General features: G+C 68.8%; 13 protein-coding genes. 10 read left to right on the forward strand and 3 right to left on the reverse strand.

The window, feature by feature from the left end:
* Positions 1-77 precede the first annotated feature (77 nt).
* The 3 genes from M8445_RS13065 to sucC form a co-directional block, all read right to left on the reverse strand.
* Positions 78-647, reverse strand: coding sequence for a hypothetical protein (locus M8445_RS13065; protein WP_273988266.1), 570 nt, complete (start codon positions 645-647; stop codon positions 78-80).
* A 143-nt stretch (positions 648-790) separates the two neighbouring features.
* Positions 791-1,696 carry a succinate--CoA ligase subunit alpha gene (gene sucD, locus M8445_RS13070; protein WP_273988268.1) on the reverse strand — a complete coding sequence of 302 codons (906 nt, stop codon included), beginning with the start codon at positions 1,694-1,696 and terminating at the stop codon, positions 791-793.
* On the reverse strand, positions 1,696-2,856 hold the full coding sequence (sucC, locus tag M8445_RS13075) for an ADP-forming succinate--CoA ligase subunit beta (RefSeq protein ID WP_230288927.1): 1,161 nt from the start codon (positions 2,854-2,856) through the stop codon (positions 1,696-1,698). Before sucC ends, sucD begins: the two co-directional genes overlap by 1 nt.
* Positions 2,857-3,106: 250 nt before the next feature.
* Here sucC and M8445_RS13080 point away from each other — a divergent pair, with 250 nt between their 5' ends.
* From M8445_RS13080 to murG, 10 genes are all read left to right on the forward strand, one after another.
* Positions 3,107-4,156, forward strand: coding sequence for a M24 family metallopeptidase (locus M8445_RS13080; protein ID WP_273988270.1), 1,050 nt, complete (start codon positions 3,107-3,109; stop codon positions 4,154-4,156).
* Entirely contained in the window at positions 4,153-4,689 is a 537-nt protein-coding gene (locus M8445_RS13085; RefSeq protein WP_273988271.1) for a septal ring lytic transglycosylase RlpA family protein, read from the forward strand. The genes M8445_RS13080 and M8445_RS13085 overlap by 4 nt, the downstream gene beginning before the upstream one ends.
* A 152-nt stretch (positions 4,690-4,841) precedes the next feature.
* Complete coding sequence (locus tag M8445_RS13090) at positions 4,842-5,309, forward strand: type III secretion system chaperone family protein (protein ID WP_273988272.1); 468 nt, start codon at positions 4,842-4,844, stop codon at positions 5,307-5,309.
* 319 nt (positions 5,310-5,628) lie between these two features.
* Positions 5,629-6,693, forward strand: a complete 1,065-nt coding sequence (locus M8445_RS13095) for a sensor histidine kinase (protein WP_273988273.1) — start codon at positions 5,629-5,631, stop codon at positions 6,691-6,693.
* Complete coding sequence (locus tag M8445_RS13100) at positions 6,690-7,274, forward strand: response regulator transcription factor (protein ID WP_189063169.1); 585 nt, start codon at positions 6,690-6,692, stop codon at positions 7,272-7,274. The genes M8445_RS13095 and M8445_RS13100 overlap by 4 nt, the downstream gene beginning before the upstream one ends.
* A gap of 98 nt (positions 7,275-7,372) precedes the next feature.
* Complete coding sequence (locus M8445_RS13105) at positions 7,373-7,906, forward strand: hypothetical protein (protein WP_273988275.1); 534 nt, start codon at positions 7,373-7,375, stop codon at positions 7,904-7,906.
* Positions 7,907-7,950: 44 nt separating this feature from the next.
* Positions 7,951-9,114: a pyridoxal phosphate-dependent aminotransferase gene (locus M8445_RS13110; protein WP_273988277.1), complete on the forward strand. Its 1,164-nt coding sequence runs from the start codon at positions 7,951-7,953 to the stop codon at positions 9,112-9,114.
* 124 nt (positions 9,115-9,238) lie between these two features.
* On the forward strand, positions 9,239-11,473 hold the full coding sequence (locus M8445_RS13115; RefSeq protein WP_273988278.1) for an excinuclease ABC subunit UvrA: 2,235 nt from the start codon (positions 9,239-9,241) through the stop codon (positions 11,471-11,473).
* A 140-nt stretch (positions 11,474-11,613) separates the two neighbouring features.
* The gene (locus tag M8445_RS13120; RefSeq protein ID WP_273988279.1) at positions 11,614-12,372 is read left to right on the forward strand and encodes an AIM24 family protein; all 759 of its coding nucleotides are present in this window, start codon (positions 11,614-11,616) and stop codon (positions 12,370-12,372) included.
* A gap of 125 nt (positions 12,373-12,497) precedes the next feature.
* On the forward strand, positions 12,498-13,640 hold the full coding sequence (murG, locus tag M8445_RS13125; protein ID WP_273988281.1) for an undecaprenyldiphospho-muramoylpentapeptide beta-N-acetylglucosaminyltransferase: 1,143 nt from the start codon (positions 12,498-12,500) through the stop codon (positions 13,638-13,640).
* Positions 13,641-13,649: the final 9 nt, after the last annotated feature.

Here is a 13,649-nt window from a genome sequence, read left to right on the forward strand (position 1 = left end):
AGGCGTGGCACCGTGCCTCGCCTCCCCAGTGGCGCAGGTCCCTGCGTGAACGAGGGGCCCTGCCGTCCAGATCCTGCTTAGCGGGTCAGACGAACGGTGACCGTCGTGGAATCACTGAACGGCTGCACGGCCACGGCGCGGCCCACGTCCACGATCAGGGCATTCCAGCCGCGTTTCAGGGTGGCTGCGTAGCCTTTGCTGGCCTTCACGGTCACGTCGGTATTCACCCACGCCACGAACAGGGTGGCGCGGCCCACACTGGGCAGCACGTCCCGCAGAGGTTCATTATCGTCTCGGCGGCCATTGTTGTTCGCGTCGCGGTACACGAAGAACTTCAGTTCGGCCACACGCGCCTGCCCGGACACCTGCACCGGGTCGATCACGCCGGGCCACGTGACGTTCTGCGGCGTCAGGTCTACCTGCGCGCGGGCCGTGGGGGCCGCCGTGGGAATTTCCAGTACAAAGCGGCCGTTCTCGAGGGGGACGCTGGTGACTTCCTCGACTGCCTGCCCGAACGGGGACACCACGAAGCCCGCCACGCGCGTGTCAGCGGGGCCGCTGCCCTCCACACTGCCCCGGATGGTCAGGCCCAGGCCCTGCCCGGCAGACAGCACAGACAACGTGATCAGGAAGGGTCGAAGGTTCATACGTACAGTCTACGCGCGAGTCTGACGGGCGTGTGACCGCGCCCCCGCGCGCCGTTCATGCACGGCACATCAGAGCCCGCACCGGCACCAGAAACGGCCCGGCCCACCACTGGGGTGAGCCGGGCCGCCACGTAACCGGGGGGTTACTTGTTCAGGGCTGCCTTGACCATGTCGATGATTTCGGGCATGGTGTCGGCGACCGGGACGTTCGCAGCGGCGAACGCGGCCAGTTTGCTTTCCGGGGTGCCCACGTCGCCCATGATGATCGCGCCGGCGTGACCCATGCGCTTGCCCTTGGGCGCGCTGCGGCCGCTGATGAAGGCCACGACGGGCTTCTTCATGTGCTTGGCGATGTACTCGGCGGCGGCTTCCTCGTCCGCGCCGCCGATCTCGCCGATCACGACGATGGCGTCGGTGTCGGGGTCGGCTTCGAACAGGGGCAGCACGTCCGCGAAGGTCGTGCCGATCACGGGGTCGCCGCCGATGCCGACGGTGGTGCTGGTGCCCATGCCCGCGTCGTTCAGCAGCTTGGCGGCCTCGTAGGTCAGGGTGCCGCTGCGGCTGATCAGGCCGATGCGGCCGGGGTTGGTGTAGATCTTGTTGGGCATGATGCCGACTTTCGCCTGGCCGTTGGTGACCAGACCGGGGCAGTTGCCGCCGATCAGTCGGACGCCCTGGCCGCCCTCGGCGCGGCTGGCCGCGTCGAGCGTCTTGACTTCCTGCACGGCTTTCATCATGTCCACGGTGGGCACGCCCTCGGTGATCAGGACGATCAGGGGCATGCCGGCGTGCGCGGCTTCCAGCACGGCGTCAGCGGCGCCGGCCGGGGGCACGAAGATGATGCTGACGTTGGCGTCGTGCGCGGCTTTCGCCTCGGCGACGCTGTTGTACACGGGCCAGCCTTCGAAGTCGGTGCCGCCCTTGCCGGGCGTGACGCCCGCGACGACCTGCGTGCCGAAGTCCTTCATGGCGCGGCTGTGGCTGGCGCCTTCGCGTCCGGTCATGCCCTGCACGATGACGCGGCTGTTGTTGTCAACGAGAATGCCCATTACTTGCCCTCCGCGGCGTTGGCGTCCTTGGCGGCCTCGTCGGCGGCCTCGAACATGGTGGCGTACATCTGGATCAGGGGGCTGCCCACCTCGGCGAGCAGCGCCTTGGCCTCGTCCTCGGCCGTGCCCGCGATGCGCATGCGCACGGGCTTGGTCAGGATGCCGTCGTTCAGGGCCTGGATGACGCCCTTGGCGACCTCGTCGGCGCGGGTGATGCCGCCGAAGATGTTGATGAAGATGGCCTTGACGTCGGTGTCCTTGCTGACCAGTTTGACCGCGTTGTACACGATCTCGGCCTTGGCGCCGCCGCCGATGTCGAGGAAGTTGGCGGGTTTGGCGCCGGCGCGGTTGACCACGTCGAGGCTGGTCATCACGATGCCCGCGCCGTTGCCCAGCACGCCGACGTTGCCGTCGTCGAGTTTCACGTAGGCGAAGCCGTACTTGCTGGCCTCGATTTCGAGGGGGTGCTCGGCTTCCAGTTCGCGCCAGTCAGCGAGGTCCTGGTGGCGGTACATGGCGTTGTCATCGATCTCGAACTTGGTGTCGAGCGCGAGCGGGATGCCGTCGGGGCCGACAAACAGCGGGTTGATCTCGACCAGCACGGCGTCACGCTTCAGCGCGGCCTCGCTCATCTTGACCATCATGTCGGCGATCTTATTCAGGTTGCCCTTGAAGCCGGCCTTGATAGCTACCTCGCGCGCCTCGTAGGGGCGCAGGCCCGTGACGGGGTCGACGCGGTGCTTGATGATCTTCTCGGGGGTGGCGGCGGCCACTTCCTCGATTTCCATGCCACCCTCGGCGCTGGCCATCAGGGTGTAGCTCTGCACGTTACGGTCGACGATCATGCCGACGTAGTACTCGACGCCAGCGTCGATGTCGACGGCCTTGGTGACCAGGACCTTGTTGACGGTCAGGCCCTTGATGTCCATGCCGAGGATCTTCTCGCCGTTCTCGAAGGCCTTGTCTTCGGTGGGGCTGAATTTCACGCCGCCGGCCTTGCCGCGTCCGCCCACGTGCACCTGGGCCTTGACGACGACGGGCTGTCCGTACTCGCGGGCGATCTGGCGCACCTCGTCGGGGGTGCGGGCGACCTTGCCGTCCTGAACGTTGACGCCGAACTGGCGCAGAATTTCCTTACCCTGATACTCGTGAAGTTTCACGGTGATCCCTCCTTGGGGGTGTTTCCAGACCTTGAACAGGCCGTGTCGATTGTCCCGATAAACGAGTATAAGCGCATGACAGGTGATCCCGTTCACACTGTCTCCGGTGCGGGGACAGTCGGGATGGGTCTGAACGCTGGATAGTGCGGACTGTACAGCATTCCGGCGGCCCGGCCTGCCCGGCGCGGGGGCCGGGGACCACCGCCGGGCGGGCAGACGGGCCGGGGGGGCGCGTGTTACTTTGCCGTTCATGAGTCAACTGGAGCAGTTGCGGGCCGTGATGGGCCGCGCCGGAGTGGACGCCCTGTGGATCAGCGACGCGGCGAACGTGCGGTACCTGAGCGGATTCACGGGCGGCAAGGACGGCAAGGTACTGGTCACGCCGCAGGGCGAGACGCTGTACACCGACGCGCGGTACACGGTGCAGGCGGAGCAGGAGTCGCGCATGCCGCAGTTCATTGCGCGCCCCCCGGCCACGCTGGAGCACGCCGCGCCGGGCGTCGCGGGCCTGCGCGTGGGCTTCGAGGCCGAGAGCCTGACCGTGGCCGAACTGGAGCAGTTGCGGGAGTTCTGGCCGCAGGCGACGCTGGTGGGAACGGCCGGGGTGCTGTCGGAGCTGCGCATGATCAAGACGCCGGCCGAGGTGCAGGCCGTGCGGGACGCGCAGGCGCTGGCCGACCGGGTGTTCGCGCAGGTGCGCCCCATGATCCGTGCGGGCGTGCGTGAGCTGGACGTGGCGCTGGAGATCGAGTCGCTGCTGCGCCGCGCGGGGGCCGAAAGTGCCTTTGAGATCATCGTGGCGAGCGGGCCGCGCGGGGCGATGCCGCACGGCGTGGCGTCCGAGCGCGTGATCGAAGACGGCGAACTGGTCACGGTGGACATGGGCGCGCGCCTGAACGGGTACAACAGCGACATGACCCGCACGGTGGCCGTGGGCACGCCCAGCCCCGAGATGCGCCGCGTGTACCGGGCTGTGCTGGAGGCCGAGGAAGCGGCGGTGCAGGCGGTGCGGCCCGGCGTGAGCGGCGCGGAACTGGACGCCCTGGCGCGCGGCATCCTGACCGGGCACGGGCTGGGCGAGGCGTTCGCGCACTCGCTGGGGCACGGGGTGGGCCTGATGGTCCATGAGGGCCCCAGCCTGCGCGGCAGCAGCGAGGACGTGCTGCGGCCCGGCATGATCGTGACCGTCGAGCCCGGCGCGTACCTGCCGGACGTGGGCGGCGTGCGCATCGAGGACCTGGTGCTGGTCACCGATGACGGCTTCGAGGTCCTGAGCCGCAGCGAGAAGGAAGTCGTGTGAGTCTCTCCAGAGCGGGACGGGCGATCCTGGTCGCCGCCGCACTGGCCGGCATGCTGGGATCGGCGCAGGCCGGGTCGTACCGCGTGCAGTCCGGCGACACGCTGTGGCAGATCGCGCGGGCGCACGGGGTGAGCGTGCAGGCGCTGCTGGACCTGAACGGCCGGACGGACGGGGTGATCCGGCCGGGCGAGGTGCTGACCGTGCCGGGCGGGAGCGCGGCGGCGCAGGCGACGGTCCGCGCGGCAGCCGTGCCGGCAACGCCGCAGGCGGTCGGGCAGCGCGGACAGGCCGTGTACTACGGCGGCCGCCGGGACGCCCGCACGGTCATGACGGCCGCGCACCTGAATCTGCCGTTCGGAACGTGGGTGCGGGTCACGCATGAACGGACGGGCCGCAGCGTGGACGTCCTGATCAACGACCGCGGGCCGTTCGGGGTGCCGTCCCGGATTATCGACCTGTCCCGCGAGGCAGCGTCGGCGCTGGGAATTCTCAGCGAGGGAATCGCGCCTGTGCGGGTGGACGTGCTGCGCTAGGTCGGCCTTCCCGGCCTTCCGGAGTGGCCCGGCGCGGCCGGAACGCCATCTGCGCGGGGGCGGGCTCGGCAGAGGTGTTAGAATCGTTCGGGTTTCAACCACAGACAGACGCTTTGACTGATGTGCTTCACCCCCCGAGGAGGATGGTTTCAATGACGATGGAAACGGCTCTACTGACCCTGGATACCCTTGCGAAGTACCTCAAGGAAAAAGAAGTTCAGCTGGACATGGAAGAGAACAACGGTCAGCGGTTTATCCGCATGGGCTGGCGCTTCGAGATGGGCGACGCGGCCGTGCTGGTCAGCGTGAACGACGGCCCGAACAACACCAGCCGTCTGGAAGTGACCTGCGTGACCCAGAAGCAGTACAACGACCGCCGCAACGAGGTCGTGAACATGCTCAACGACCGCAACCGCGAGCGGGCCTTCGCGCGTTCCATCGACGCCGACGGCAACGTGTGGTTGGAGTACGTGGGCTTCTACCCCACCCTGGCCGAGATGCCCCAGGAGACCTTCGACACGCTGTTCGGCGGCGTGCTGATGCACTTCCAGGATGACTACGGCACCCTGGAAGGTTACGTGGCCCAGAACGGCCCGCAGCTGCAGCAGCCCCAGGCCTGATCGCCTGACGGATGGGGGAAGTGGGGTGACCTGCTTCCCCTCTCTTTCAGGGAATTAAGTGAATAGTTTCACGATTTTGCTTGCCCGTGAAATTATTAGCCCCTCATACCTACCTGACAATTCGCTCCAGCCGGGCCTTTCTACCGGATCCGCTGAGGCGGGGGGCTCCGGCGGGGGTGGGGGTTGACAGGTTCCCCCAGGGGCCCTAAGGGCGTGACGGTTCTGTCAGAACAAGGCACGTACCCTGAGTTTCATGAGTCAGGCCGAACTGTCCCCGCCTCCCCGCCCACCCCGGCGGGGGCCGCTGGGACGCGGCACAATGCGGTTTCAGTTCACGCTGGTGATCTTCATGCTGGCCTTCCTGCCGAACGTGGTCCTGACCATCACGGCGCAGCCCAGCGTGCCCGCCTCCACCCTGACCGCCTGGATGCTGATCGTGGGCTTCCTGTGCGCGCTGGTCGGGTACGTCCTGAGCGGGACGCTCCTGCGCGCTGTCAGCCGCCTTCAGACCGAGGTGGAACACGGCGATTTCACGCAGCCGCACCCGGACGACCCCAGCGAGATCCTGGCCCTGCGCGGCGCGTTCACGGGGCTGCTGGGCCGCCTGGGCACCGAACAGGGCCGCCGCAACGCCTTCATGGCCACGCTGGTCCACGACCTGAAAACCCCGCTGATCGCCACCGGGCACCTGACCCGCGCCCTGACCACGCTGCCGCTGCCGGAAGAGGAGCGCCGCGCGGTGGGCGAGCAGATTCAGGCGGAAACCACGCGCCTGCTGTCGCTGGTGCAGCAGATGGCCGACGCCCACCGCTTCGAGCAGGAAGACGTGCAGGTGCACACCGTGCCCACCGACCTGCGCGCCCTGGCCAGTCAGGTGGCCGCCCGGCTGGACGCGCAGGTGACGCCGCACCTGACCCTCAGCGTGAGCGGGCAGGGGCACGCCGACGTGGACCCCGGCCTGCTGGACCGCGCCGTGACGAACCTGACCGTGAATGCCCTGCGTTACGCCAGCGGGCACGTGGACATCAGCGTCACGCCGCGCGGCATCGAGGTCACCGACGACGGCCCCGGACTGTCCGGCCCCCTGAGTGAACTGGCGCAGCCGTTCAACTCGCAGCCGACCACCATTGCCGGCAGGCAGTACACCGCCGGGACCGCCGGACTGGGCCTGTTCATCGTGCGCCGCATCGCCGAGGCGCACGGCGGGCACCTGCACTACGACCGGCTGCACCCTGACCGGCTGCCGGAACAGACGCCGGGTGACGTGCCCGGCACCGCGCCCACCCACCACCCGGCCGCGCCCCCCGACCCTGATGCCCCCACGCACGACCGCACGCCCCACCTGACCCGTTTCACTCTCGCACTGCCGGAGGTAACACCATGAGACTCGTAATCGCCGATGACCACCCGCTGTTCCGCATGGGCCTGAAATACGCACTGATTCACCAGGGCTTCGATGTCGTGGCCGAGGCCAGCGACGGCCTGAGCGCCCTGGAAGCCTGCCGCGCCCTGCAACCCGACGCCGCGCTGCTGGACGTCAAGATGCCCGGCATGACCGGCATCGAGGTCTGCGAGCGCCTGCGGCAGAGTAACCCCCGGCTGGTCAGCGTGCTGATCACCACCTTCGCCGAGCCCGCCATCGTGCAGGCCGCCCGCGCCGCCGGGGCGCGCGGGTACGTCAGCAAGGAGACCGACCCGGAAAGCCTGGCGCGGCAACTGCGCGACATCGTGGCGAACCCCGACGTGGACCGCCTGCCGCACGTGGACGTACCCCGCCTGACGCCCCGCGAATCCGAGGTACTGCCCCTGCTAGCGCAGGGCTACAGCAACAAGGAGATCGCCAAGAACCTGGGCGTCAGCCCGGACACCGTCAAGGACCACCTGGCGCGCCTGTACGCCAAGCTGGACGCCGGGGACCGCACCGAGGCGGTCAGCCGCGCCCGCTCCATCGGCCTGCTGCACTGAATCGCCCACCCGGGCGCGGCGGGGGTCACGGCAGCGTGGCTCCCGCCGCCTCATGTGCGGCGCTGGCCGTCCGGGAACGCTGCTAGAGTGGCCGGAGTATGAGAACCCTGAAGACATCTTCACTGAAGGCCACCCTGGCGACCCTGCTGGTGCTCACCGGCAGCCTCGCGGCGGCCCAGACCACCCCTACCGACACCCGTGAGCGCCCGGCCGTCTGGACCGGCCTGGGCCTGGAAACCATCGTGCCGGTCGTGCAACTGTCGGTCTCCGCGCCGGTCGGTCAGGCGGGCGGGCTGACCGTCATGCCGCGCGTGGGCGTGGATGCCGGCGTGATCACCATTCTGAGTGCCGACCTGCTGCTCAGCCGCGCGGACACCGGCTGGTATGGCGGGCCGTCTGCCGGGCTGATCGTCACGGGCGACGGTGGCTGGCGGGCCGGAGCGGTCGCCGGGTACCGCGCCCGCACCCGAACGAACCTGGGCCTCTTCGTCGAGGGTGGCGTGCGCTACACAGTGGTGCGCGGGCTGCTCACCAGCCATGAACCGGTTCCGGCAGGGCAGTCCGCGCGGCCAGCCGAGGACCTCGCGCTGCCCTCCCCCACCCTGCGCCTGGGCCTGACGTACCGCTTCTAAACCTCTCGCCCCTGTCCGTGCGGGCCGCCTGTACCCTGCGGGGCATGAGTGGCCCCTTTCTGCTGTCTGACCGTGCCCTGAGCCTCAAGCCGTCCTCAACGGTCGCCGTGACCAGCCGCGCGCTGGAACTGCGGCGTCAGGGCGTGGACGTGATCAGCATGAGCGTGGGCGAACCGGATTTCGACACGCCCACGCACGTAAAGGCGGCTGCCATTGCCGCCATTGAATCTGGTAAGACGAAGTACACGGCGGTCAACGGCATTCCGGAACTGCGCGAGGCGATCAGCGCAAAATTTGCGCGCGAGAACGGCCTGAGCTACGCGCCGGACTGCGTGACGGTCACGAGTGGCGGCAAGCAGGCGCTGTTCAATGCTTTTCTGGCGCTGCTGAATCCGGGTGACGAGGTGCTGATTCCCGCGCCGTACTGGGTGAGCTACCCGGAAATGGTGGCGCTGGCGGGCGCGGTGCCGGTGGCCGTGCCGACCACGCCGGAATCGGGTTTCCAGCTGGACCCGCAGGCGCTGGAGGCGCGCGTGACGCCCAGGACCCGCATGATCGTACTGAACAGTCCCGGTAACCCCACGGGCGCGGTGTTCACGCCGGAGGTGCTGGAGGCGGTGGCGGGCGTGGCGCAGCGGCATGGCCTGATCATCGTGACGGACGAGATGTACGAGCATCTGGTGTACGACGCACGGCAGGTCAGCATCGGCCTGTACGCGCCGGAGCACACGCTGACCATCAACGGGGCCAGCAAGGCGTACGCCATGACCGGCTGGCGCATCGGGTACGCGGGCGGGCCCCGGGGCGTGATCGCCGCCATGAACGCCCTGCAATCCCAGAGCACCAGCAACGCCAGCAGTGTTTCGCAGTACGCGGCGCTGGCCGCCCTGGATCAGCATGAGGCGACGGCGCGCTTTATCGACATGGCGCGCGGGGCGTACCGCGAGCGGCGCGACGTGATCGTCGCCGGCCTGAACGCCATGGGTCTGCCCACTCCCACCCCGCAGGGCGCGTTCTACGTGATGGCGAACACGGACCGCATCCACACCGACGAACTGGAAGCCGCGCGCCGCATCCTGGACGACGCGCGGGTGGCGGTCGTGCCGGGCACGGATTTCGGCGCGCCGGGACAGGTGCGCCTGAGTTACGCGACCGACCTGAACACCATCCAGGAGGTGCTGCGCCGCATCGGCACCCTACTGATCTGACAGGGCTGACCTGACGGGCTGAATCCCCTTGATAACCCCTTTCGTGAAGCTTCCATGAAGCTCTTCCGTGGGGGGTTTTCACATGATGCTCAGAGACGCTGGAGGGGCACAGGGAGGCACAGACATGACAGACCGGGCATTCATCGAGGTGCGGGGCGCGCGCGAACACAATCTGAAGAACGTCTCGCTGGACATTCCCAAACGGCAGCTGACGGTCTTTACCGGCGTGTCGGGGTCCGGCAAGTCGTCGCTGGTGTTCGACACGCTGGCCGCCGAGGCGCAGCGGCAGTTGAACGAGACCTTCACGGCATTCGTGCAGGGCTTCCTGCCGCACTACGGACAGCCGGACGTGGACAGCGTGAGCCACCTGAACGCCCCGGTCGTCATCAATCAGAAGCGGGTGGGGGGCGGGGCGCGCTCGACAGTGGGCACGTACACGGACATCGCCGCGCCACTGCGGGTGCTGTTCTCCCGCGCGGGGCAACCGTCAGCGGGTCCGGCGTTCGCATACTCGTTCAACACGCCGCAGGGCATGTGCCCGGAGTGCGAGGGCATCGGGCGCACCACGCAGCTTGACCTGGACCGCCTGCTGGACCGGAGCCTGTCTCTGAACGGCGGGGCGATCCAGCACCCGGATTTCAGGCCCGGTAAGTGGCTGTGGAAGACCTACGCGCTGAGTGGCCTGTTCGACCTGGACCGGCCCGTGCAGGACTACAGCGAGCACGACCTGCACCTGCTGCTGCACGGGCGGGACCTGAAGGTGTCGCTGGGCGAGATCAACATGACCTACGAGGGACTGGTGGACCGTTTCGGGCGGATGTACCTGAAGAAGGACGCGGCGGCCATGTCCGACCGGAGCCGCGCGGTGTTCGAGCAGTTCGTGACGGGCGGCACCTGCCCGGTGTGCGGTGGGGCGCGCCTGAACGCGGCGGCGCTGGAGTCGCGGATCGAGGGGCGGAACATCGCGGAACTCTCGGATCTGGAGGCCACCGAGCTGCTGGATTTTCTGCGGGGTCTGAGCGACCCGGCGGCGGCGCGCGTGGCGGGGCACCTCACGCAGCGGCTGTCGCACCTCGTGGAGATCGGGCTGGGGTACCTGAGCCTGAGCCGCGAGACGGCCAGCCTGTCCGGCGGCGAGGGCCAGCGCCTGAAACTCGTGCGGCACCTGGGCAACAGCCTGACCGACATGCTGTACATCCTGGACGAGCCGAGCGTGGGCCTGCACGCGCGGGACGTGTCGCGCCTGACCGGGCTGCTGGGCGCGCTGCGCGACAAGGGCAACACGGTGCTGGTCGTGGAGCACGATCCGGACGTGATCCTGGCCGCCGATCACGTGGTGGACATTGGCCCCGGGCCGGGCGTGCGTGGGGGCGAGGTGACGTTCCAGGGGCCGGTCGCGGCGCTGCTGGAGGCCGGGACCCTGACCGGACGGCACCTGGGTCGCCCGCTGCCGCTGAAGGAGCAGGTGCGCGTCCCGACCGGGTGGCTGCGCGTGCAGGGCGCGCGGCGGCACAACCTGCGGGACGTGACCGTGGACATTCCCACCGGCGTCCTGACGGTCGTGACCGGCGTGGCCGGGTCGGGCAAGAGCACCCTGATTCACGACGTGTTCCTGCCGCGGCACCCGGACGCGGTCGTGGTGGACCAGTCACGCGTGACCACCAACAGCCGCTCGGCGCCCGCCACGTACACCGGGATCATGGACCCCATCCGCAGGGCGTTCGCGAAGGCCAGCGGCCAGAGCCCCGCGCTGTTCAGCTTCAACTCGGAAGGCAGCTGCCCCAACTGCGCCGGGCTGGGAGTCGTGTACACGGACCTCGCGTTCATGGAGGGCCTCTCGACGACCTGCGAGGCCTGCCAGGGCCAGCGCTTCCGCCCGGACGTGCTGCGCTGGCAGTTGCGGGGGCAGTCCATCAGCGACGTGCTGAACATGACCGCCGAGACGGCGCTGGCGTTCTTCACCGAGAAACCCGTCCGGGCGGTCCTGCAGGCCATGAACGACGTGGGGCTGGGGTACCTGACGCTGGGGCAACCGCTGAGCACCGTGTCGGGCGGCGAGGCGCAACGCCTGAAACTCGCCACCGAACTGCACAAGCGCGGCAGCGTGTACGTCATGGACGAACCCACCACGGGCCTGCACCTGAGCGATATCGGGCTGCTGCTGGGCATCATCGACCGGCTGGTGGACGGCGGGAACACGGTCATCCTGATCGAGCATCAACTGGACGTGATCCGGCAGGCCGACTGGCTGATCGACCTCGGCCCCGAGGGCGGACGCGCGGGCGGCGAGGTGCTGTACAGCGGTTCCCCGGCCGGACTGCGCGGCGTGGAACGGTCCGTCACGGCGCGTTACCTCTGATGGATTCCGTCTGTTCCTACTCTGTGGGGCAGCTCTACGAGTCGCATCCGCCCGGCTTGAACGGCTCTGCAAGCCACTCAATCGGAGTCCGTATGAGCACCCGGAACCCAGGCACGCGCCGCGTCGTACTGTGAACAGGTATGACAGACATGAATCCCGGCAGTGACGGCACGTACAGCCTCCGCGACTTCCTGGCGCAGACCGCCGAGCGGGACAATCCCGGCGACGTGTTCGAGCTGGAAAGCAGCAAGATGCTGGAAGTGAAGGTGAACGGCCGCATCTGGAGCAAGCTGGGCGCCATGGTCGCCTACAAGGGCAACCTGACCTTCAAACGCGAGGGCACCCTGGAAGGCGGCCTGATGAAGGCCCTGAAGCGGGCCGTGTCGCAGGAGATGAGTCCGCTGGCGAAGATCGAGGGGCGCGGCGTGGCGTACCTGGCGGACCAGGGCAAGGAAGTGCAGATCCTGCGGCTGGCGGGCGACAGCCTGAACGTGAACGGCAACGACCTGCTGGCCTTCGAGGACAGCGTGCAGTACGACATCACCATGCAGCGCCGCATTGCGGGCATGGCGGCCGGGGGGCTGTTCAGCGTGAAGGTGCAGGGGCAGGGACTAGTCGCCATCCTGAGTCACGGCAAACCGCTAACGCTGCGCGTGACGCCGAACGAACCGATCTTCACGGACCCGAACGCCACCATCGCCTGGAGCGGGAACCTGCAACCGCAACTGCGGATGGATTCCAGCCTGCGTTCCATGATCGGGCGGGGCGGCGGCGAGACGTACCAGATGGTCTTCCAGGGCGACGGCTTCGTGGTCGTGCAACCCTACGAGGAATTCGAGCACGGCATGGGCAGCGACAGCAGCAGCGGCGGCAAGAGCCTGGGCGACCTGTTCGACTGAGCGAGCGGGGAGCAGGTTGCAGGAACAGATTCCGGGCGGGGGCGGCGGCTCCCGCCCCATGCTGTTACTCTTCCCGCTCTCCACTGCCTGCATCCCACACCCCTCACGGGCTACACTCGCCCGCAATGAGTCTGGTTGTGATGGCGACAGGTGGCACGGGTGGGCACATCTACCCGGCGGTGGCGACGGCACGTGAGTTGATGGCGCGCGGGCATGAGACGCTGCTGCTGGGGCAGCGGGGCGGCATGGAGGAGCGCGTGGCGGCCGAGCAGGGCCTCGCGTTTCATGGGGTGGACGCCGGGAAACTGGCGCGCAGCGGGCAGGGCCGCCCGGACCCGCGCGAGTTGCTGCGGGCCGGGCAGGGCGTGGCGCAGGCGCGGTCGTTCCTGGCGCGCACGCGGCCCGGCGCGGTCGTCGGGTACGGGGGCTTTGCGAGCCTGCCGGGCGTGCTGGCCGCGCAGAGCCTGGGCCTACCGACGGTGCTGCACGAGCAGAACGCGCGGCTGGGCCTGACGCAGCGGCTGGCGGTGCGGGGCGCGCGGGCGGTCGGGACGGCGTACGAGCGGGTGATCGGACTGGACCCGAAGCGGGCGTCGCTGGTGGGCATGCCCGTCCGCGAGACGCGAATGCCGCGTGCCGAGGCGTTGGAACGGCTGGGGTTGCAGGACGGCCCGCTGACGATCTTCGTGATGGGCGGGTCGCAGGGGTCGCTGTTCCTGAACAACGCCGTGCCGGACACGCTGCGGCACCTGTTTGGCGGGGAGGGACTGCTAGCCCCGCAGGCCAGTGCCGGTGGCCTGAGCGTGGACCTGGATTTCACGGGATCGCGGGCGGGGGGGGGCGTGCAGGTGCTGCACTCGACCGGGCCGCGCTGGCTGGCGGACGTGGCACGCGGCGTGAAGGACCTCGAGTGGTACGAGGCCGTGGGCTTCGTGGACGCGGTCGCGGCGTGGTCGGTGGCGGACCTGGCGATCACGCGTGCCGGGACGAGCACCCTGGCGGAGGCGGCGTTCCACGGGGTGCCGCTGATCATGGTGCCGCTGCCCGAATCGGCCGAGAACCACCAGTTCCACAATGCCGTGGCGGTGCAGCAGGCCGGGGCGGGGCGCGTGGTGGAGCAGAAGGACGTTCCCGGAACGCTGGGTCAGGCGGTGTTAGAGTGTGCGGCAGCGGGTCCGCGCGCCTCGATGCGCGAGGCGGCCCTCGGGCGCTCCCAGGTGGGCGCGGCGGGGCGGTTCGCGGACCTGATCGAACGGCACCTGCGTTAGTGGGCCACC

The organism is Deinococcus aquaticus (assembly GCF_028622095.1).
GTDB lineage: Bacteria > Deinococcota > Deinococci > Deinococcales > Deinococcaceae > Deinococcus > Deinococcus aquaticus.

Bases quoted from the DNA above. Each gene is read 5' to 3' on its own strand.
- M8445_RS13065 (WP_273988266.1), bottom strand. From the start codon at position 647: ATGAACCTTCGACCCTTCCTGATCACGTTGTCTGTGCTGTCTGCCGGG.
- sucD (WP_273988268.1), bottom strand. From the start codon at position 1,696: ATGGGCATTCTCGTTGACAACAACAGCCGCGTCATCGTGCAGGGCATG.
- M8445_RS13080 (WP_273988270.1), top strand. From the start codon at position 3,107: ATGAGTCAACTGGAGCAGTTGCGGGCCGTGATGGGCCGCGCCGGAGTG.
- M8445_RS13090 (WP_273988272.1), top strand. From the start codon at position 4,842: ATGACGATGGAAACGGCTCTACTGACCCTGGATACCCTTGCGAAGTAC.
- M8445_RS13095 (WP_273988273.1), top strand. From the start codon at position 5,629: ATGCGGTTTCAGTTCACGCTGGTGATCTTCATGCTGGCCTTCCTGCCG.
- M8445_RS13100 (WP_189063169.1), top strand. From the start codon at position 6,690: ATGAGACTCGTAATCGCCGATGACCACCCGCTGTTCCGCATGGGCCTG.
- M8445_RS13105 (WP_273988275.1), top strand. From the start codon at position 7,373: ATGAGAACCCTGAAGACATCTTCACTGAAGGCCACCCTGGCGACCCTG.
- M8445_RS13110 (WP_273988277.1), top strand. From the start codon at position 7,951: ATGAGTGGCCCCTTTCTGCTGTCTGACCGTGCCCTGAGCCTCAAGCCG.
- M8445_RS13115 (WP_273988278.1), top strand. From the start codon at position 9,239: ATGACAGACCGGGCATTCATCGAGGTGCGGGGCGCGCGCGAACACAAT.
- M8445_RS13120 (WP_273988279.1), top strand. From the start codon at position 11,614: ATGACAGACATGAATCCCGGCAGTGACGGCACGTACAGCCTCCGCGAC.
- murG (WP_273988281.1), top strand. From the start codon at position 12,498: ATGAGTCTGGTTGTGATGGCGACAGGTGGCACGGGTGGGCACATCTAC.